This window comes from Flexivirga oryzae (assembly GCF_014190805.1).
GTDB classification, from domain to species: Bacteria; Actinomycetota; Actinomycetes; order Actinomycetales; family Dermatophilaceae; genus Flexivirga; species Flexivirga oryzae.
This window is the reverse complement of record NZ_JACHVQ010000001.1, coordinates 906,783-925,861: the sequence shown is the minus strand read 5'-3', so window position 1 is coordinate 925,861 and position 19,079 is coordinate 906,783. Positions and strand designations below refer to the sequence as shown.

Sequence of the window (19,079 nt, the reverse complement as noted above, 5' to 3'; positions counted from 1 at the left end):
GACACGAGCCATGGGTTGACCCGTCGGCGCCACACCGACGTCGAGAAGTCACTCCTTCTCGAGGGGCCTCCGCTGGCACCGCGGGCAGCTGAACGACGAGCGGTTCATGAACGACTCGCGCACCATCAGCGTCCCGCACCGTCGGCACGGATCCCCTTGTCGGCCATAGGCGTTCAGCGATCGCTCGAAGTAGCCGCTCTTCCCACGTACTTCGACATTGCGGTCCACCTTGTCGAGGCTATGTTCACGCCTTCCTCGCGGTGGCGATCACCGTGTTCATCCGAGGCTCGATCGACTCAGCCATCATCGTGATCTCCTGCTCGCGGACGCCGTTCATCCGCGCGGCGTCGCGCCACCCGGTGACCGCTCCGGCTACGCGCGCGATCCGCTCGCGTGCCTGGGCGGGCGAGAGGCTGCACTCCTCTGCCAGGGCGAGCAGTGCCTCGGCCTCGTCGGGCGGGGCGTCGGCTCCCATGATCGTGGTCGAGCGGGCCCGCTGCGGGTCGGGGTTCGGGTTGACGTCGAACACGGGGCTCAGCGTCCACGAACCGCGATCGGCGAGGAGGCCGTGGTTGCGCAGATGGTCGTCGGTGTTACCGAGCGCGACGCCCGCGACGACGCGGTCGAAGAGCTCGTGGTGGTCGGTCCGAGGCGAGAGCGACAGGTCCCGCATCGCCTCGGCGATCTCGGCGTAGTCGCGGTGCTCTCCGTCGGCGGCGCTCAGCGCCGTCATCGCGCTGATGTAGCCGATCCGGTGCCCCTCGCCCGTCCGGTCGAACCGGCGCAGGATCAGCACGCTGCGCTCGCCCACCCGGGCGAGCCGTCGCTGCGGCACCCGGATGCCCGCGGCCTCCAGCAGATCGAGCACCGTCGCCTCCCAGGCCATGACGTCCCACCGGTCGCTGGAATGCGGGAACTTCGCGATCGCCAGCGAGCCGTCCTCGAGGCGCACGGACGCCTTGGGCCGCGCGCCGCCCAGGCCGGTCGTGCCGGTGTCGAGCAGTTGCTTGACGGCCCGGCTCGGATCCTCGTCCGAGGCGAGCTCGTCCGAGGCGCGCAGCAGCTCCGGCAGCGAGACGAGCCGGGGGACAGTCGCGGGCTTCCCAAGGAACTCCTCGCTGCCTGGCAATCGGTAGCGCAGCGCTCCCTGCCGCGTGTCGTCGCTGACGCCCAGGAGGAGGTCGAGGTCGTCCAGCCGGCGCGGCACGCGGCCCTCGTCGCGGGCACGCGTGCGCTCCGCCTTCTCGACGAGGTTGCGGCCCCAGCGATCGGGAGCGCTGTCGGCGAAGGCGCGCACCAGCCCGGACTGGTGCTGCGCGCCCGAGACCAGCGGCAGGGCGGGGTCGATGCTCGTGCCGTCGCTCGACAGGTAGCCCGGGTCGTAGAGAAACGTGGTGGAGATCTGGCCGCGCTGCCTGGTGAAGTGCGCCTGGCCCACCACGCGCGCGCCATCCGCCTCGTCGACGAGGACTTCGACGGTGGTCATCGCGCGCGCTTCTTCGCAAGGCTCCCCGCGCGCAGGCGGCCGATGTCGCTTTTGAGCGGGTCGACGGCCTCGACCACCTGGTCGAGTACGCCGAGGGCGCGCAGCACCTGCGCGACGTTGCCGAAGCCCACACTCGGGTCGCCCGCCTCGATCTTGCGCAGGGTGTCCCGGGTGATCCCGGCGCGCTCGGACACCTGCTGCGCCGTCAGGCCCAGCACCATGCGCCAGCCCCGAACGTGCTCGCCGAACTCGGCAAGCTGTCGGTCGATCTTGTACCCGACCATGGCACATTCTCCTCTCCTGATACGACTACTACCATAGCCGGATAGACGTGATATGGCGAGCGTAGTCGTCGCAATTGAGGAAATGCACATCGAAACCGCGAACTCGTGCGGCTCTCGCAGGCCGTGCTCAGGCGTCGACGATCAGCGAGGAGCCGTCGGCAGAGAGCCGTTGTGCTGCGCTCCGGAGGAGACCGCCGTGATCCAGCGCTTCGTCGCGAACATCCTGCGCATCGGCAGGCTCCTGGTCGAGAAGCCCTGAAGGTCAGTCCGCCCCGGAGGCTTCAGTCGAAGATGCGGCCGAGGAGCGCCGCCTGACCTCCCGCCACCACGTGGGCCTGTGCGAGCGGGACCCAGTACAGCTCGAAGCGGATGCGCTCCCCGGCACCGTCGCCGTCCTCGAACGCCTCCCAACGCTCGGGGAGCTCCTCACCGTCGACGGCGAGGAGGAAGTAGTACCGCTGATGGATGGCATCCGCGTACGGCCGCATATCGTACTCGCCGGCCCCCAGGCGACGGACGATGCGCAGGCCCTCGAGGCCGGTCTCCTCTCGAGCCTCGCGCAGCACCGCGTCCTCCGGCGTCTCGCCGGGCCGGACCGTCCCCGCCGGGACCTGCAGCCCGGCCTGGTCCCAGGGCTGGTCGGCGTGGCGCAGCACGACGATCCTCTCGTCTCGCACGATGTAGGCGACGACCTTCTGCGGGCGGTCTACCGGATGCTCGGACGAGACTGTCATATCTCCATTCTCCCGGAGTCGAGCACCAGGCGAAACGGCGGCCGCGGTCGGCGACGCGAGGGGCGGAGAGCCAGGCCGCGGTCAGGTCGTCGAAGAGATGGCGGCCTCGCTGATCCAGCGCCGCTGTCGGCGGGGTCTCCACCGCACGCCGATAAGCCCAGCGGATACAGCTACGAGTTCTCTCACCCGCAGGGGCTATGTATCGAGCGCGAGAGGCGGGGCGGGCAACATCATCGCCGCGGCCGGCGCTGACAGCGCGGGCAGAAGTAGCTCGACCGGTTCATGAACGACTCACGCACCATCAGGGTCCCGCACCGTCGGCACGGTTCCCCTTGTCGGCCATAGGCGTTCAGCGATCGCTCGAAGTAGCCGCTGGCTCCGTTCACGTTGACGTAGAGGCTGTCGAAGCTGGTGCCACCGTGCCCGAGCGCCTCGGTCATGACCTCGCTCGCGTGCCCGAGGACGTCACGGACGGCCGCCGCGGTCAGCTTCTCGGTCGCCCGCTCCCCGTGCAGTCTGGCCCGCCACAGGGCCTCGTCGGCGTAGATGTTGCCGATGCCCGACACGAGCGACTGGTCGAGCAGGGCACGTTTGAGCTGGGTATGCCGCCGGCGGATCGCCCGGCTGACGGCTTGCTGGTCGAACGCGGGCTCCAACGGGTCGGGTGCGATGTGCGTGATGATCTCCGGCACCGCGGATCCGCCGCCGAACGCGTCGGGCACCAGCGACACCAGTTGCAGGCCCCCGAACGTGCGCTGGTCGACGAACCGCAACTGCCTCCCGTCGGACAGGTCGAAGATCGCGTGCGCGTGCTTCTCCAGCGGAGCTTCGGGCGCCTCGACGAGCAGTTGACCGCTCATCCCCAGATGTATGACGAGGGCTTCTCCCCCGTCCGGCTCGTCCAGCTCCAGCCACAGGTACTTCCCGCGCCGGCGGGCACCGGACACGACACGACCGCGCAACCGGTCGGACAGGTCGACCGGCCCTGGCAGGTGGCGTCGGGCCACGCGCAACCCGGACAGCTGCACCTGCGTGAACGCCCGCCCGACCACGTGGTCGGCCACGCCCCGGCGGACGACCTCGACCTCGGGCAGCTCAGGCACTGTCGGCGGTGCTCGTCGCCGCGCTCCCCTGCGCGTCGGCGCGTTCCTTGAGCGTCTTCCAGGCGGTCTCGGCGGCCTGCTGCTCGGCGGCCTTCTTGTTCCGGCCCACACCCTGGCCGAGCTCTTCGTCGGAGACCAGCACGACCGCGGTGAAGGTCTTGTCGTGGTCCGGACCCTCCTCGTCCACCCGGTAGGACGGCACGCTGAGACCGAGCGTCGAGCAGATCTCCTGCAGCGAGGTCTTCCAGTCCAGGCCGGCGCCGAGCGTGGCGGACCGCTCGATCAGGGTGTCCATCAGGCTGTGGATCAGGGCCGTGGCACCGGGGATGCCGCTGGACAGGTAGACCGTGCCGATCACGGCCTCCATGGTGTCGGCCAGGATCGAGTCCTTGTCACGGCCGCCGGTGGTCGCCTCGCCGCGACCGAGCATCAGGTAGGAACCCAGCTCCAGCTGGCGCGCGACCTTGGCCAGTGCACGCGAGTTGACGACCGCGGCGCGGAACTTCGCCAGCTGTCCCTCGGGCAGGTCGGGGTGCTCGTGGTAGAGGTGATCGGTCACCACGACGCCGAGCACTGCGTCGCCGAGGAACTCCTGGCGCTCGTTGTGCGGGATGCCGCCGTTCTCGTAGGCGTAGGACCGATGCGTGAGGGCACGCGAAAGCAGCGACTCGTCGACGGCCGCGCCGGATCGCGTCGTGAGGATCCGGGCGAGATCGGCGACGGGCCGCTGCGCCAGTTCGGGACGCTGCCGCTTGCTCGGGCTCACGTCGTCGAAGGGCCGGTCAGGCCTGGTGCTCGGTGCGCTCCGCGGCGCTGTAGTGACGGTCCTTGTAGACGCCGCAGGCCGGGCACGCAACGTGCGACTGCTTGGGCGCACCGCACTGCGGGCAGGTCGACAGCGCCACCGGCGTCGCCTTCCACTGCGCACGGCGGGACCGGGTGTTGGAGCGCGACATCTTCCGCTTCGGGACGGCCACGTCAGTTCCTCTCGTCGGTGTCGGTGGCATCGCCGCCGGCGAGATCCGCCAGCGCCGACCACCGTGGGTCGATCACTTCGTGGTGGTGCGTCGGGTCGTCCGCGAGCCGCGCCCCGCACTCGGGGCACAGGCCCGGGCAGTCGTCCCGGCACACCGGCTGGAAGGGCAGTGCAGGCACCACCGCATCCCGCAGCACGGGCTCGAGGTCGGCGAGGTCGCCGTCCAGCTCGCGCACGTCTTCTTCGTCGCCGTCCTCCACCTCGTGGTGGTGGGCGGCCCGATCGGCGTAGGCGAACAGCTCCTGAAACGGCACGTCGATCGGCAGATCGACGGGCTCCAGGCACCGCACGCAAGCACCGGTCGCCGTGGCTTCGACCGTGCCGGTCACCAGCACACCCTCCATCACCGACTCCAGCCGCAACCGCAGGGTCATCTGCTGACCCTCCGGAACGCTGATCACGTCGGTGCCGAAGTGCTCCGGCGCCGCCACCTGCACCTCACCCTCGAGCATCCGTCCAGGTCGCCGCGGGAGTTCCTTGGTGTCAAGGGCCAGCGGGCGTCGCGAATCGGTGTGCATCTTCCAGGGGTGTTTGCAGGAGACATGGCACGGTCTCGCCGGAGACGACAAGACCGAAGGTCAAGGTTACCGGTTCGGTGCCGGTCTCCCAAACCGAGTCAGGCGTCGAAGCCGCTGAGCCGGTCCAGCAGGGGTCCGAGCACCGGCTCGGGCACCATCTCGCCGACATCGGCGCCGTGCCCGGCGATGAGCCGGATCAGTGAGCTGGAGTAGTGCGACAGCGCCGGGTTGCCCGGCAGCAGCAGCGTCTCGACACCGGTCATCTCCCGGTTCATCAGCGCCATCGGCAGCTCGTACTCGTAGTCGGTGAGCCCGCGGATGCCCTTGACGATCACGCCGGCGTCCAGCTCCCGGCATACGTCGACGATCAGCCGGTTGCCGAACGCCGCCGCACGCACATTGGGCAGGTCCGCGGTCGACGCGGTGATCAGCTCGATCCGCTCGTCCGGGGTGAACGTGCCCTGCTTGGCAGGGTTGTGCAACACCGCGACCACGACGTCGTCATACAGGGCACTGGCCCGCGCGATCACGTCGAGGTGACCCTTGGTGATCGGGTCGTAGGAGCCGGGGCAGACGCACCGCCTGGGATTGCCGGTCATGGAAGGCAACAGTAGTCAGGGCGGGTCACGCGAGGTCTCCCTCGGGTGCGAACTCCGCGAACCAGCAGGTCGTCTCGCCGTACCGCCGCGGCCCGATCAGCTCCACCCCCGCCGGCCAGACGGGCTCGGCGGAGCGGCTGGAGCGTTCGACGACCAGCACGGCGTCGACCGCGAGCGACCCGTGCTCGACCAGCGCCGCCAGCACACCGGCGAGCGCGTCGTCGCCGATCGCGTATGGCGGGTCGGCGAACAGCAGGTCCGCCTGCGGCACGAGCGGTGTCGCGACCACCGTCTCGACAGTGGCCGCGCGCACCTGCACCCCGGCGAGGCCCAGGTGGGTGATGTTCTTGCCGATGGTGGCCGCGGCCCTGCGGTCGGACTCCACCAGCAGCGCCGACGCGGCACCGCGGGACACCGCTTCGAGACCGAGCGCACCGGACCCGGCATACAGGTCCACCACGTGGCTGCCCGCGATCGCGTCCAGATGCTCCAGCCGGCCGAAGAGTGCCTCGCGCACCCGGTCGGACGTCGGGCGGGTGCCCGGCCCCGGCGGGGTCAGCAGGCGGCGACCGCCCGCGGCGCCGGCGATGATGCGCGTCATCCGCGCTCCAGGAAGGCGGCCTGCTCTTCGCTGATCCGCTCGTCGACCAGTTGCGCCAGCCGCGGATGGGTGGTCAGCCCCGGGTCGTCCGCGACGATCTGCGTCGCGTCGTGCCGCGCGAAATCGATCAGCTCGACGTCGGACGGGTGGCTGAGCCGCAGCAGCCGCAACCCGGAGCGGGTGCCGCTCTGCGCGGCGCCGAGCACGTCGCCCTCACGACGCAGCGACAGGTCGAGGTCGGCGAGCCGGAAACCGTCGGTGGTCGCTGCCACGGCCTCCAGCCGCTCGACCGTGTCCGGGTTCTCGGTCTCGGTCACCAGCAGGCACAGTCCTGCAGCGGCCCCGCGGCCGACCCGGCCGCGCAACTGGTGCAGCTGCGAGATGCCGAACCGGTCGGCGTCCATCACGACCATCACCGTCGCGTTGGGCACGTCGACACCGACCTCGATGACGGTCGTGGAGACCAGCACGTCGATGTCGCCGGCGGTGAACACCTGCATCACGGCGTCCTTCTCCTCGGTCGCCATCCGGCCGTGCAGCATCTCGATCCGCAACCCCTGCAGCGCCGGCTCCCCGCGCAACCGCTCCAGCTGCTGGTGGACCCCGATCAGCTCACGCTCGGCCTCCGGCTCCTCGCCCTCGTCGTAGGTCTCCCCCGCCGGCGGCTCCTCGTCGGACGCGACCTCCGGCGAGCCGTCCGCCGGGTCGCCGATGCGCGGGCACACGACGTAGGCCTGGTGCCCGGCGGCCACCTCCTCGGCGACGCGCTCCCAGGTGCGCGTCATCCACGACTCGCGGTTGCCCGGCACGACATGGCTGGCGATGGGTTGCCGGCCACGCGGCAACTCGCTGAGCACCGAGGTGTCCATGTCGCCGAAGACCGTCATCGCGACGGTGCGCGGGATCGGCGTCGCGGTCATCACGAGCACGTGCGGCGGCCGAAGTGCCTTGGCCCGCAACGCGTCCCGCTGCTCGACACCGAAGCGGTGCTGCTCGTCGACCACCACGAGACCGAGGTCGGCGAACATCACGTGCTCCTGGATGAGGGCGTGCGTGCCGATGACGATCCCGACCGGGCCGGTGGTGATGTCCAGCAGGACCTTCTCGCGCTGGGACCTGGTCATCGACCCGGTGAGCAGCGCGACCCGGGTCGCGTTGTCCGCGCCGCCGAGCATGCCCGCCTGCCCCAGCTCGCCGAGCATCGCGCTGATCGAGCGTTCGTGCTGCTGGGCCAGCACCTCCGTCGGGGCGAGCAGCGCCGCCTGCGCGCCGGCGTCGATCGCGGCCAGCATCGCCCGCAGCGCCACGATCGTCTTACCGGAGCCGACCTCGCCCTGCAGCAACCGGTGCATCGGGTGGCCCTGTGCCATGTCGCCCGCGATCTGCTCGCCGACCCGCCGCTGCCCCTCGGTCAGCTCGAACGGCAGTTTCGCGTCGAACGCCTCCAGCAGCCCGCCGGACACCGCCGCCCGAGGTGTCGCCTCCAGCAGCCTGGCCTCGGCGCGCCGCTGCGCGAGCACGGTCTGTATGACGAGCGCCTCGTCATACCGCAGCCGTCGCTTGGCGCGCCCCCAGTCCCTGTCCTGCATCGGGAAGTGCACGTGGTCGTATGCCGTGTGCAGGTCGAGCAGTTTGCGCTCGCCGCGGATCTCCTCCGGCACCGGGTCGTCCAGCTCGACCAGCTCGAGCACCAACCGGATCGCCTGGGACAGCTGCATGTCGGTGACGCCCTTGACAGCCAGGTAGAGCGGGATCAGCCCGCCGCGGTAGACGGGGTCCTCCACGCCGCCGGAGAAGAGCGTGTAGTCCGGATGCGCGAGTTGCAGCTCCTTGCCGTAGGTCTGCAGCTTGCCGCGGAACACCCCGTGCGCGCCGCGCACCAGCCGGTCCTCGTGCCCCCATGCGCTGAAGAACACCAGCGACGCGCGCCGCCCGTCGGCGTCCTCCAGGACGGCGGTGAGCATCTTCTTGCCCTTGCGGTTGCGCATCGGGCGGGTGCGGGCGTCGACGATGGTCGCCACGAGGACCGCGTCCTGACCGATCTGGAAGTCCTCCAGCCGGCCGCTCTTGCTGGCGTCGAGGTAGCGCCGCGGCAGGAAGTCGAGCAGGTCGCCGACCGTGCGCAGGCCGCGCTGCTTCTCGAGGTTGGTGGCGATCTTGCCGATGACGTCCTTCAGGCGGCTCTCCCGGGTGATCGCCACTCACTCCACCCCGATGGTGAGCAGGGCGTCGTCCCCGTCCCCGGTGACCTGCGCGATGTCGAGGTGGGGGCGCTCGGCACGGACCATGGCCACCAGCCCCGCCAGGCGCTCGTCGGACAACGCGTCGCCGGCGACCAGCGTCAGCAGCTCGGCCGCCGAGTCGTCGTCGAGCAGGTCGGACACCTCGTGCATGAGAGCATCCTGGCCGGGATCACCGACAACCCGGACACTGTGCACGTCGTCCACCGCCTCCTCGGCAACACGGCAGATCCGTTCGAAGTCGTCACCGGGATCGATCACCACTGCCGCCGCCGCGACGTCGACCGCACTGTCGCCGACGACCCGCACCTCGCACTCGCCCGTCAGGGTCTGCGCCGCGGCACGGGCCTGCGGGCTGGTGCACAGCACCAGCGTCCGTCTACCGAGCAGCCGGCGCAGCGCCTGCGGCTCACGCCAGTCCTGCACCGGTGTGGCACCACCGGTGGCCCGGACCTGTTGCGCCATACCCGCACCGGAGACGAGCGCCAGCACGCAGACCTGCGGTCTTGCGGCGGCCTGGTCGGCGCCGGCCCGGGCGCCGGCATCCTGGTCGGCGAACCGGGTGATCCGGAAGCGGTGCGGGCGGCCCGCCTCCACACCGGCGTTCAGCGCGGCGGAGACGTCGTCGACGTGCACGTGCACGGAGTACTCGCCGTCGCCGCCGGCGACCACTATCGAGTCGCCGAGCGCGCCGAGGGCGGCCTTGAGGGTGGCCACGGTCTCCGGCGTCGCCCCGTCGAGCAGGTACATCACCTCGTATGACGGCCCTCCGGGCACGCTGTCCGCGCTGCACGCGTCGACCTGCCCGGTCCGGCTCAGCCGCAGCCATTCGGGGATCGATGCTTCGGTGGTCGCGAGCCCGCCCTCGCCGTGCACGACACGCTGCAGCGCCTCCAGCACCACCAGGTACCCCGCGCCGCCGGCGTCGACGACACCGGCGCGGCGCAGCACGTCGTTCTCGGTGCGGGTGCGCAGCAGGGCCTCGCGGGCACCGTCCACCGCGGAGCCGACCACCTGCTCCAGGTCGGCGCCGGCATCGCTGGCGCGGTGCGCCGCCTCGGCCGCCGCAGCGGCGACGGTCAGGATGGTCCCGGGCACCGGGGCGGCGACCCCGTCCTGGGCGAGTTCGGCGGCCCGGGTGAGGACCGCGGCGAGCCGCTCCGGTCCCAGTGGTTGCGGCCCGGCGGCGGAGACGACCTCCGCCACACCGCGGGCCAGCTGGCTGAGGATGACCCCCGAGTTGCCACGCGCCGCCACCAGCATCCCCCGCGCCATCGCCGCCGTCGCGGTGCGGATGTCCTCGGGTGCCTCGTCGTCGAGGGCATCGACCGCGTCACGCATCGTCATCAGCAGGTTGCTGCCGGTGTCGCCGTCCGGCACCGGGAAGACGTTCAGCGCGTTGAGCGCCTCGGCATACGCATCCAGATCCGCCCGTGCGCTGATCACCCACCGGCGCAGCGCTGCCAGGTCGAGTTCGGCGAGTGGCATGGGACGCTGGACACCTTCCGGTCGACGGCGCGGGCAGCCCGAGCCTAAAGCACCCCTCCGGGATCGCGGCCGTTTTGGTGACCGGAGGGGCCCTCGGCTACGATTGGGCGGTTCCCGCAGACGACGCGTCCTTGTGGCGTGCCTGCGGGCCGGAACGTTCCATCACTTATCCAAGGAGATTCACCGTGGCTGCCACCTGCGACGTCTGCGGCAAGGGACCAGGCTTCGGTCACAACATCTCGCACTCGCACCGCCGCACCAAGCGTCGTTGGAACCCCAACATCCAGCGCGTCCGTGCGCTGGTGGGCGAGGCCGGGGTGACCCCGAAGCGGCTCAACGTGTGCACCTCCTGCCTGAAGGCAGGCAAGGTCAAGCGCTAGTCCTCTCGCCATACCAAACCGGGCCGTCCCTTGCGGGGCGGCCCGTTTCGGTGTGCCGAGACCGGCCCGGCCAGCCACCCCACCGCCCCAACAACCCGCCCAGCCAACCACCGACAGGCTCACCAACCACCGACAGGCCCAGTAATCCACACGAATTTGTGTGCGTATTACTGGGCCTCTCGGTCGTTACTGGGCCTCTCGGTCGTCAGGCGCCGGCGTCGTCACCGTTGACGCCCGAAACGGCCGCTGACGGCGAGAACCCCGAGTGACGGCGCAATATCGGGGTCAACCGCCGTTCTGACCGTCAATGGCCGTGCTGACCGCCACCGGCGCTCGCGCCCGGCCGTTCCGGTATGCCAAGCGCGCCCCCACTCCTGTACGCTGGCGCGCCCCCACTCCATTCCGGTATGCCGAGACCGGGCCAACGCCCCCAACCACCGACAGGCTCACACACGACCGAGAGGCCCAGTAATCCACACGAATTTGGATGCGGATTACTGGGCCTGTCGGTCGTTACTGGGCCTCTCGGTCGTCAGGCGTCGGCGTCGGGGCCGTCGCTGGTGCTGGGGCGCTCGAACTCGGCGGCGGCCTTGTCGCGCTCCAGCTCCACCTCGTCCACCACGATCGGCCGCAGGTAGGCCCACAGCCCCATCAGGACGGCGAAGATGAGCATCCCGAGGCCGGACCAGAGGTTCAGGTTGATGTCGTCGGCCTTCGCCTTGTCGGTATCGGTGAAGTTGACGACACCCATGATGAGCAGCACCAGGCCGTAGATCCCCATCAACGCGGCGATGATGTTGCGCACGTCGAAGATCCCGGCCGTGTGGCTCCGCGGAGCGGTTGTCGTGTCAGCAGTCATGATTCACAGGCTCCTTTCGTATGCCGGGTCAGTGGAAGACCACGTTGAGGATGATAACGAGCAGCAGCGAGACCCCTGCCAGCTTCGCCGGCGACAACCACCAGTGCGCGACCGCCGCCTCGGCGTGGTCCTCCTTCGGCGTCAGCGACTTGACCAGGCCACGCAGTTCGGAGTCCGGTTTGGGCACCGTGAAACCGGTCACGACGACACTGACGATGATGTCCACCACGAAGGCCGCACCGGCGCACACGAAGCTCGCGCCCTGACCAGAGAGGCCGACCCAGCCCTGCGACAGGTTGCCGAGGGCGTCCTGGGAGGCGATGCCGACGATCACCGCGCCGACGGTGCCGGCGACCAGACCCGTCCAACCGGCGGTCGGCGTCATCTTCTTCCAGAACATGCCGAGGATGAACGTCGCGAACAGTGGTGCGTTGAAGAAGCCGAACAGGGTCTGCAGGTAACCCATCACGTTGTTGTACTGGCTGGCGAACGCCGAGGTGCCGATCGCGATGATCGTCGCGATCACGGTCGCGATCCGGCCGAACTCCAGGTAGTACTTGTCGTCCTTGTCCTTGACGACGTAGGTCTGCCAGATGTCGTACGAGACAACGGTGTTGAACGCCGAGATGTTGGCCGCCATACCGGCCATGAACGCGGCGAGCATGCCGGCGATCGCGACGCCGAGCAGGCCGTTGGGCAACAGGTCCCGCATCAGGAAGAGCAGGGCGTTGTTGTAGTCGTGCTCGCCGGAGCCGGAGAAGGCACCGAGCCCCGCCGCCGCCATACCGGGAATGATGATGATGAACGGGATGAACATCTTCGGGAAGGTGCCGATGATCGGCGCCCGCCGCGCGGAGTTCATGTCCTTGCTCACCATCGCCCGCTGGACCTCGACGAAGTTGGTGGTCCAGTATCCGAAGGAGAGCACGAAGCCCAGTCCGAAGACGATGCCGATGACCGACAGCGTCGCGCTGCCGAAGCCGGTGAGCCCCTGACCCGGCCAGGACTTCATCGGGTCGTGCGCGTAACTCATCGAGTGCAACTTGTCGGTCAGGCCGCTCCAGCCGCCGATCTTGTGCATCGCGATGAGGGTCAGCGGCAGCAACGCTGCGACGATCACGAAGAACTGCAGCACCTCGTTGTAGATCGCCGCGGACAGACCGCCGAGGGTGATGTAGGACAGCACGATGATCGCCGCGACGATCGTGGACAGCCAGATGCTCCAGCCGAACAGCGTGTTGACGATGGTCGCCAGCAGGTAGAGGTTGATGCCGGCGATCAGCACCTGGGCGACCGCGAAGCTGATCGCGTTGACCAGGTGCGCCGCCGCGCCGAAGCGGCGGTTCATGAACTCCGGCACGCTGCGCACACCGGAGCCGTAGTAGAAGGGCATCATCACCACGGCGAGGAAGAGCATCGCCGGGATGGCGCCGATCCAGTAGTAGTGGAAGGTCGCCATGCCGATCTGGGCGCCGCTGGCCGACATACCCATGATCTCGGTCGCACCGAGGTTGGCCGAGATGAACGCCAGACCGGTGATCCACGCCGGAAGCGACCGGCCGGACAGGAAGAAGTCGACACTGCTGGACACCTGCCGGCGGGCGACCAGACCGATACCGATGACGAAGACGAAGTAGAGCGCGATGAGGATGTAGTCGACGGGTCCGGCATCGAGTCGGAGCGTGGACGAATCCATGTGCATAGAGCACCTGCGACTTTCTCTCGGCGCGGACCGAGAATCTGATGGTAAGCAGCAATGCGGTCGCCTGAGCGTAACGCACGCCTAACAGATTCAAACGTTCGGTCTTGAGCGTTTCAGTCGGACTTTGCCGAACCGAAATGGTCCCAACCGCTCCGAGAGGGCACTTCACCCCCAACCGTCACGCCCGTCCCGTGTGCGGCCGCGCCGATCACCCGCCAGTCGGCCGGCACGGATCCGGGCGGGAACGTGGCCAACAGACTGTGCTCCTCGCCGCCGGCGAGGACGCAGTCGCGGGCATCGGCCCCCACCGCGACTGCGAGCGCCGCGATGTCCGCCGCGAGCAACGCGGGATCGAACTCCAGGCGCACCCCGCTGGCGCGTGCGATGCGCCCGCCGTCGCGCAGCAGACCGTCGGAGATGTCGAGCATGGCTGTCGCTCCGGCCCGTGCCGCAAGCGGCCCCTGCTCGTATGACGTCGACGGGCGGCGTTGTGCCAGAACGAGATCCGGCGCCTTTTCCGGTGTGCCGCGCTCCAGCAGCAGCAGTCCGGCGGCGGCCCGTCCCAGGGTGCCGTGCACCGCGACCAGGTCTCCCGGCCGGGCACCGGAGCGGAGCACCGGTCGCACGTCGTCCAGCTCACCGAGGGCGGTGATGCTCACCATCCGTACGCCGTCCGGCGCGGACGACAGGTCACCGCCCACCACGACCGTGCCGGCCTCGCGCGCGGCCGCCTCGACGCCGCCGGTGAAGTCGGCGACCCAGGCGAGCGGCGTCCGCGGGCTGGCCACCAGCGTGACCAGCAGCGCCGTGCAACGCCCGCCCATGGCGGCGATGTCCGCGACGTTCTGGACGACCAGCTTGTGCCCGACATCGGCACCCGTCGACCACTCGTCGAGCCAGTCACGTCCCAGCACCATGGTGTCGGTCGTCGCCAGCGACTGCCCGGTCCGCACCCGCAGCAGGGCGGTGTCGTCACCGGGGCCGATCACCACGTCGTCGCTGGTGGCGAAGCGCGGCAGCACGGTGTCGAGCAGCTCCTGCTCCTCGACGTCGGCGAGGGTCCGTGGGTCCGGTGTGTCCGTCATACGGCGTGGTTCCACCCTTCCTCGGCGCGCAGCAGGCACTGCACGGTAGCGTCTCCCCGAGCGCGGCGCCCCCGCCGCCGGCCCGCGGAGTGCGGGACCCGCATCGACGACTCGGGAGATTGATCCTCATGGTTCAGGCCTACATCCTCATCCAGGCGGACCTCGGCAAGGCCACCGAGGTCGCTGTCGCGGTGCGCGCGATCCCCGGCGTGCTGTCCTCGGAGGACGTGACCGGTCCCTACGACGTGATCGCCCGCGCCGAGGCGGAGACCCTGGACGAGCTGGGATCCCTGGTGATCGCCAAGATCCAGGAGGCCCCCGGCATCATGCGCACCCTGACCTGCACCGTGGTCCACCCTTGAGGCGACCGGTCACCTGCACGGCCTGCGCCCTCACCCTCCTCGCAGCCCTGACGGCATGCGGCGACGACACCGTCAAGGCCTCACCCGCCGATCACGCGGCAGATCCCCTCTGCACCAAGGTGTCTCGGCACTGGCCGAAGACCGTCGCGAACCAGGGCGCGCGCGAGGTGAGCACCGACTCCCCCACCGTGCACGCGTGGGGCGACCCGGCCATCATCGCGCGCTGCGGCGTGACGTCACCCGGTCCGACGACCGCCTCGTGCGTGACCGTCGACGGCATCGACTGGGTCGGCACGAAGCTGTCGGACGGGGCCAGCTACGTGACGTTCGGCCGGTCGCCGGCGATCGAGGTGCTGGTGCCCACCAAGTACAACGCGTTGCCCCCGCTGGGTGCGTTCACCGCGGCGGCCAAGCAGGTCCCGCAGGGCACGCACCGCTGCATCGGCAGCTGACCTGGCCTAGCGCAGGCCGGTGCGGCGCTCCAGCGCCAGCTCGATGAGCTCGGTGATCAGGGACGGGTAGTCGACGCCGGACTCGGCCCAGACCCGGGGGAACATCGACGACGGGGTGAAGCCCGGCATCGTGTTGATCTCGTTGAGCATCAGCCGCCCGCCCGGCTCGTAGAACCAGTCGACGCGGGCCAGCCCTTCGCAGCCGGCGGCGTCGAACGCCTTGACCGACAGCTCCCGGATCTCGTCGGCGACCTCGGCCGGCAGGTCCGCGGGGCAGGTGAGTTGCGCGTCGTTGTCGAGGTACTTCGCCTCGAAGTCGTAGAAGGTATGGCGATCGCCGGTCACCGTGATCTCGCCGATCTGGCTGGCACGCGCCGGATCCGAGCCATGGCCCTCCAGCACTCCGCACTCCACCTCGCGACCGGGGATGGCCGCCTCGACGAGCACCTTGGGGTCCGACTCGCGTGCGGTCTCGACGGCCGCCTCCAGCTGGTCGGCCGCGTCGACCTTCACCACCCCGACGCTCGAACCGGCACGCGCAGGCTTGACGAAGACGGGCAGGCCGAGGCCGGCGACACTGTCCAAACAGGCGGCCTTGTCGCGCCGCCACTCCTTGTCCGTGATCACGGCGTGCGGCCCGACCGGCAGGCCGGCGGCGGAGAACACGATCTTCATCAGTGCCTTGTCCATCATCACCGCGGACGCGGCGACACCGGACCCGACATACCGGGTGTCGGCGAGCTCCAGCAGACCCTGCAAGGTGCCGTCCTCACCGAACGGACCGTGCAGCAGCGGGAGTACGACGTCGACGGTGGTCAACCGACGCGGCGGCTCGTCCGGCGGGAAGATCATCACCTCACGGGCACCGGGGTCGGTGGAGATCAGCGCGGTCGTCTCCCCGTGCACGCTCGGTGTGTGGTCCGCGGTCAGCTGCAGGGGCTCGGGGTCGTCGGCCACCAGCACCCAGCGGCCGTCCGGGGCGATGCCGATCGGGACGATGTCGTAGCGGTCGCGGTCGATGGCCCGCAGCACACTGGCCGCCGTCGAACAGGAGACCGCGTGCTCACTGGACCGACCACCGAAAACGATTGCGACGACGGGCTTGCGGTGGGTGTCGGCGCCCGCGGCGGGAGTTGGCGTGCTCATCGCAGCGAGCCTAACGTGCGCAGCGTGGACGCCCACGTTTCACCACGTGTCGGCGTGCCACAGTGGTCATATGCACGACGATGTCACCTACTCCCCCGCCACCCGTCTGGTCGCGCTCGGCCGGCCCACACGCACGCCCGGCGCACCCGCCGCCCCGGGGATCGAGCTCAGCTCGACCTACGTCCTCGGCGACGGGCCGACCTACGGTCGTTTCGGCAACCGCACCTGGTCGACGTTCGAGGGCGTGCTGGGTGACCTGGAGGGCGGTCGGGCGCTGGCTTTCGCCAGCGGTATGGCGGCGATCAGCGCCTGCCTGCTGATGACCCCGCCGCGGGGCACCGTGGTCGTGCCCCAGCACGTCTACAACGGCACGACGTCCCTGATCGACGAGTTGGAGGCGGACGGGAGACTGTCCGCCCGGCGGGTCGATCCGACCGACACCGCGGCGACGATCGCGGCACTGGACGGTGCGGACACCGTGTGGCTGGAGTCCCCGACGAACCCGATGCTGGAGGTGTCCGACCTGCCGGCGTTGCTGCGGGCGGCTCGCGAGCGCGGCGTCCTGTCGATCGTGGACAACACCTTCAACACCCCGCTGCTCAGCCGCCCGCTCGAGCTCGGCGCCGACGTGGTCGTGCATTCGGTCACCAAGTATCTCGCAGGTCATTCGGACGTGGTGCTCGGCGCGGCCGTCACCGCGGACGACGCGATCCACGAGCGGCTGCACCACCACCGGACATTGCGTGGCGCGATCCCCGGGCCGCACGAGACCTGGCTCGCGTTGCGCGGGATGCGCACCCTGCACCTGCGTGTCGCGCGGGCCTGCGCCAACGCCGCCGAGCTCGCGGCCCGGCTTGCTACGCACGACGCGGTCGCGCAGGTCCGTTACCCCGGGTTCGGCGCGATCGTCTGCCTGGAGCCGACCGGTGGGCTCGCCGCGGCCGAGCGCATCGAGGAACGCGTGCGGCTGTGGCTGCCCGCCACGAGTCTCGGCGGCGTCGAGTCGTCCCTGGAGCGCCGCCGGCGGCACGCAGGTGAGCCGGAGAGCGTGCCGGAGGGACTGGTGCGGATGTCGGTCGGTGTCGAGGACGTCGAGGACCTCTGGCAGGACCTGGACGCGGCGTTGCAGCCCTAGTTGGTCTCCAGCTTGCGGGCGCGGGACATCAGGGCACCGACGACGTCCTTCGGCTCGCGGCCCTCGTGCACGACGGCCGCGACGTTCTCGACGATCGGCACGTCGACGTCGACGCTCTCGGCGAGCTGCAGGATGGACTCGCAGGACTTCACGCCCTCGGCGGTCTGCTTGGTGCTCTCGATGACCTCGTCGAGCGACATCCCCGAGCCGAGCCGGTAGCCGAAGGTGCGGTTGCGGGACAGCGGCGACGCGCAGGTCGCGACCAGGTCGCCGACCCCGGCGAGGCCGAGGAAGGTCTGCGGGTCGGCGCCCAAAGCCGTTCCCAACCGGGCGGTCTCAGCCAGACCCCGGGTCAGCAGGCTGGCCATCGTGTTGTCGCCCATGCCCATGCCGGACGCCATACCGACGGCGAGCGCGATGACGTTCTTGGTGGCACCGGCGATCTCGGTGCCGACGACATCGGTGCCCAGGTAGGGCCGGAAGTATGCCGTGGCGCTTGCCTCGGCGACCTTGGCGCGCACCCGCGGGCTGGACGCAGCGACAACGGCGGCGGCCGGTTGCCGCGCCGCGATCTCCGCCGCCAGGTTGGGGCCCGACACCACGACGATGCGGTCGGGATCGACCTCGCCGGCCTCGGCGATCACCTGGCTCATCCGTTCCCCGGTGCCGAGCTCGACACCCTTCATCAACGAGACCACCGGGGCGTCCTTCGGCAACAGGTCCCGCCAGTCGGCCAGGTTGGTGCGCAGGGTCTGCGACGGGACCGCGAGCACGACGATCTCGGCTCCGTCGAGCGCGTCGGCGAAGGACGTCGTCGCGGAAATCGTCTCCGGTAGCTCACGATCGGGGAGATAGCCGGAGTTGACGTGTTGCGTGTTGATCTCGTCGACGACCTCGCCGCGACGTGCCCAGAGGCGCACCGTGCAGCCTGCGTCGGCCATGATCGCTGCGTACGCGGTGCCCCAGTTGCCACCGCCGAGCATCGCCACCCGGGTCATTTCACGTCCTTGGTCGTCGATCCGCCTTCGGAGCTGCCGCTTCCTCGGGCGGGCTGCTGCTTACGGGGGTCGAAGGGCGTCTCCGGCGCACTCTCGCCCCGGATGCCTTCCAACAGTGTGGTGATCTCGTCCATCAGGCGCACCGTGGCTGTTCGCAGCTTCTGGCTGTCCACCGGACCGTCTCGCAGGTCGTCGAGATTGATCGCAGGTCCGGCCGCGACATGGATCAGCTTGCGCGGCAAGAGCTTCGGCACTTTGTCCTTGTAGGGCCACATCATCTCCCGAGTGCCCCAGATCGCGAGCGGCACGAGCGGCACCCCGCTCTCCAGCGCGAGCCGGGCCGCACCGGACTTGCCCACCATCGGCCAGAAGTCGGGTTCGCGGGTGATCGTGCCCTCCGGGTAGACGCAGACACAGGCACCACGCTCGAGGGCCTCGGTCGCAGCCGAAAGTGCCGACGTGGCCTGCGAGGTGCCGCGGTAGACCGGGATCTGTCCGGTGCCGTGCAGGATCTGCCGGACCACCGGTGGTTTGAACAGCGAGGACTTCGCCAGGTAGTGCGGCGCCCGGCCCGCGGCCACCAGGAAGTGCGCCAGCGGGAAGTGGTCCATGTTGGAGATGTGGTTGGACGCCGCGACGAAACCGCCGTCGCGGGGGATGTTCTCCATGCCGGTCCAGTCGCGGAATGTGATGCGCTGCAACACGGGGTACAGCGTCGTGATCACCTTGGAGTACATCGGCTCGATGTTCTCGCTCATCGGGGGGCGCGACACGAGTACTGGCTCCTAACGTGACGTCTGCACGGACGGGTCGATCCTTGGTATCTAATCCCACCGCGGCCCCGCGGCGGAAGTGAACGCCGCGACGAGTG

At 69.8% G+C, this 19,079-nt stretch carries 21 protein-coding genes and 1 pseudogene; 4 read left to right on the top strand and 18 right to left on the bottom strand.

The window, feature by feature from the left end:
* Positions 1-48: 48 nt before the first annotated feature.
* From FHU39_RS04205 to FHU39_RS04150, 12 genes and pseudogenes are all read right to left on the bottom strand, one after another.
* Positions 49-216, bottom strand: a pseudogene (locus FHU39_RS04205) (zinc finger domain-containing protein); the annotation flags it as partial.
* A 28-nt stretch (positions 217-244) separates the two neighbouring features.
* Positions 245-1,486, bottom strand: a complete 1,242-nt coding sequence (locus tag FHU39_RS04200; protein WP_183319206.1) for a type II toxin-antitoxin system HipA family toxin — start codon at positions 1,484-1,486, stop codon at positions 245-247.
* Positions 1,483-1,770, bottom strand: a complete 288-nt coding sequence (locus FHU39_RS04195; protein WP_183319205.1) for a helix-turn-helix domain-containing protein — start codon at positions 1,768-1,770, stop codon at positions 1,483-1,485. The genes FHU39_RS04200 and FHU39_RS04195 overlap by 4 nt, the downstream gene beginning before the upstream one ends.
* A gap of 281 nt (positions 1,771-2,051) precedes the next feature.
* Positions 2,052-2,504 carry an NUDIX hydrolase gene (locus tag FHU39_RS04190; protein ID WP_183319204.1) on the bottom strand — a complete coding sequence of 151 codons (453 nt, stop codon included), beginning with the start codon at positions 2,502-2,504 and terminating at the stop codon, positions 2,052-2,054.
* A gap of 230 nt (positions 2,505-2,734) precedes the next feature.
* Positions 2,735-3,607, bottom strand: a complete 873-nt coding sequence (mutM, locus tag FHU39_RS04185) for a bifunctional DNA-formamidopyrimidine glycosylase/DNA-(apurinic or apyrimidinic site) lyase (protein ID WP_183319203.1) — start codon at positions 3,605-3,607, stop codon at positions 2,735-2,737.
* On the bottom strand, positions 3,600-4,373 hold the full coding sequence (gene rnc / locus FHU39_RS04180; RefSeq protein WP_183319202.1) for a ribonuclease III: 774 nt from the start codon (positions 4,371-4,373) through the stop codon (positions 3,600-3,602). The genes mutM and rnc overlap by 8 nt, the downstream gene beginning before the upstream one ends.
* Before the next feature lie 16 nt (positions 4,374-4,389).
* On the bottom strand, positions 4,390-4,584 hold the full coding sequence (rpmF, locus tag FHU39_RS04175) for a 50S ribosomal protein L32 (RefSeq protein WP_183319201.1): 195 nt from the start codon (positions 4,582-4,584) through the stop codon (positions 4,390-4,392).
* Between the two features lies 1 nt (position 4,585).
* A complete protein-coding gene (locus FHU39_RS04170) occupies positions 4,586-5,161 on the bottom strand; it encodes a YceD family protein (protein WP_246336158.1) in 576 nt (191 codons plus the stop codon).
* A 98-nt stretch (positions 5,162-5,259) separates the two neighbouring features.
* Entirely contained in the window at positions 5,260-5,760 is a 501-nt protein-coding gene (coaD, locus tag FHU39_RS04165; protein WP_183319200.1) for a pantetheine-phosphate adenylyltransferase, read from the bottom strand.
* A gap of 25 nt (positions 5,761-5,785) precedes the next feature.
* Positions 5,786-6,361, bottom strand: a complete 576-nt coding sequence (rsmD, locus tag FHU39_RS04160) for a 16S rRNA (guanine(966)-N(2))-methyltransferase RsmD (RefSeq protein WP_183319199.1) — start codon at positions 6,359-6,361, stop codon at positions 5,786-5,788.
* Positions 6,358-8,562, bottom strand: a complete 2,205-nt coding sequence (locus tag FHU39_RS04155) for a DEAD/DEAH box helicase (RefSeq protein ID WP_183319198.1) — start codon at positions 8,560-8,562, stop codon at positions 6,358-6,360. The genes rsmD and FHU39_RS04155 overlap by 4 nt, the downstream gene beginning before the upstream one ends.
* Positions 8,563-10,089 (bottom strand): DAK2 domain-containing protein, encoded by a 1,527-nt coding sequence (locus FHU39_RS04150; RefSeq protein ID WP_183319197.1) that lies wholly within the window; start codon positions 10,087-10,089, stop codon positions 8,563-8,565.
* 185 nt (positions 10,090-10,274) lie between these two features.
* Here FHU39_RS04150 and rpmB point away from each other — a divergent pair, with 185 nt between their 5' ends.
* Positions 10,275-10,469: a 50S ribosomal protein L28 gene (gene rpmB / locus FHU39_RS04145; RefSeq protein ID WP_183319196.1), complete on the top strand. Its 195-nt coding sequence runs from the start codon at positions 10,275-10,277 to the stop codon at positions 10,467-10,469.
* Between the two features lie 532 nt (positions 10,470-11,001).
* On the opposite strand, the gene FHU39_RS04140 is transcribed toward rpmB, so the two are convergent.
* The 3 genes from FHU39_RS04140 to thiL all read right to left on the bottom strand — a co-directional run bounded on the left by FHU39_RS04140 (position 11,002) and on the right by thiL (position 14,115).
* Positions 11,002-11,328: a hypothetical protein gene (locus FHU39_RS04140; RefSeq protein ID WP_183319195.1), complete on the bottom strand. Its 327-nt coding sequence runs from the start codon at positions 11,326-11,328 to the stop codon at positions 11,002-11,004.
* A 28-nt stretch (positions 11,329-11,356) separates the two neighbouring features.
* Positions 11,357-13,024, bottom strand: coding sequence for a sodium:solute symporter family protein (locus FHU39_RS04135; protein ID WP_183319194.1), 1,668 nt, complete (start codon positions 13,022-13,024; stop codon positions 11,357-11,359).
* 119 nt (positions 13,025-13,143) lie between these two features.
* The gene (thiL, locus tag FHU39_RS04130; RefSeq protein ID WP_183319193.1) at positions 13,144-14,115 is read right to left on the bottom strand and encodes a thiamine-phosphate kinase; all 972 of its coding nucleotides are present in this window, start codon (positions 14,113-14,115) and stop codon (positions 13,144-13,146) included.
* Between the two features lie 128 nt (positions 14,116-14,243).
* Between thiL and FHU39_RS04125 the strand changes: the two genes are divergently transcribed.
* Positions 14,244-14,477 (top strand): Lrp/AsnC family transcriptional regulator, encoded by a 234-nt coding sequence (locus FHU39_RS04125; RefSeq protein ID WP_183319192.1) that lies wholly within the window; start codon positions 14,244-14,246, stop codon positions 14,475-14,477.
* Entirely contained in the window at positions 14,474-14,929 is a 456-nt protein-coding gene (locus FHU39_RS04120; RefSeq protein ID WP_246336157.1) for a DUF3515 family protein, read from the top strand. Before FHU39_RS04125 ends, FHU39_RS04120 begins: the two co-directional genes overlap by 4 nt.
* A 6-nt stretch (positions 14,930-14,935) precedes the next feature.
* On the opposite strand, the gene FHU39_RS04115 is transcribed toward FHU39_RS04120, so the two are convergent.
* Positions 14,936-16,075 carry a D-alanine--D-alanine ligase family protein gene (locus FHU39_RS04115; RefSeq protein ID WP_183319191.1) on the bottom strand — a complete coding sequence of 380 codons (1,140 nt, stop codon included), beginning with the start codon at positions 16,073-16,075 and terminating at the stop codon, positions 14,936-14,938.
* A gap of 70 nt (positions 16,076-16,145) precedes the next feature.
* Between FHU39_RS04115 and FHU39_RS04110 the strand changes: the two genes are divergently transcribed.
* A complete protein-coding gene (locus FHU39_RS04110; RefSeq protein ID WP_183319190.1) occupies positions 16,146-17,210 on the top strand; it encodes a trans-sulfuration enzyme family protein in 1,065 nt (354 codons plus the stop codon).
* Here FHU39_RS04110 and FHU39_RS04105 read toward each other — a convergent pair.
* Together FHU39_RS04105 and FHU39_RS04100 are read right to left on the bottom strand one after the other, a co-directional pair.
* Positions 17,207-18,208 (bottom strand): NAD(P)H-dependent glycerol-3-phosphate dehydrogenase, encoded by a 1,002-nt coding sequence (locus FHU39_RS04105; RefSeq protein ID WP_183319189.1) that lies wholly within the window; start codon positions 18,206-18,208, stop codon positions 17,207-17,209. The genes FHU39_RS04110 and FHU39_RS04105 overlap by 4 nt on opposite strands.
* Positions 18,205-18,981 (bottom strand): lysophospholipid acyltransferase family protein, encoded by a 777-nt coding sequence (locus FHU39_RS04100; RefSeq protein WP_343065732.1) that lies wholly within the window; start codon positions 18,979-18,981, stop codon positions 18,205-18,207. Before FHU39_RS04100 ends, FHU39_RS04105 begins: the two co-directional genes overlap by 4 nt.
* Between the last annotated feature and the right edge of the window lie 98 nt (positions 18,982-19,079).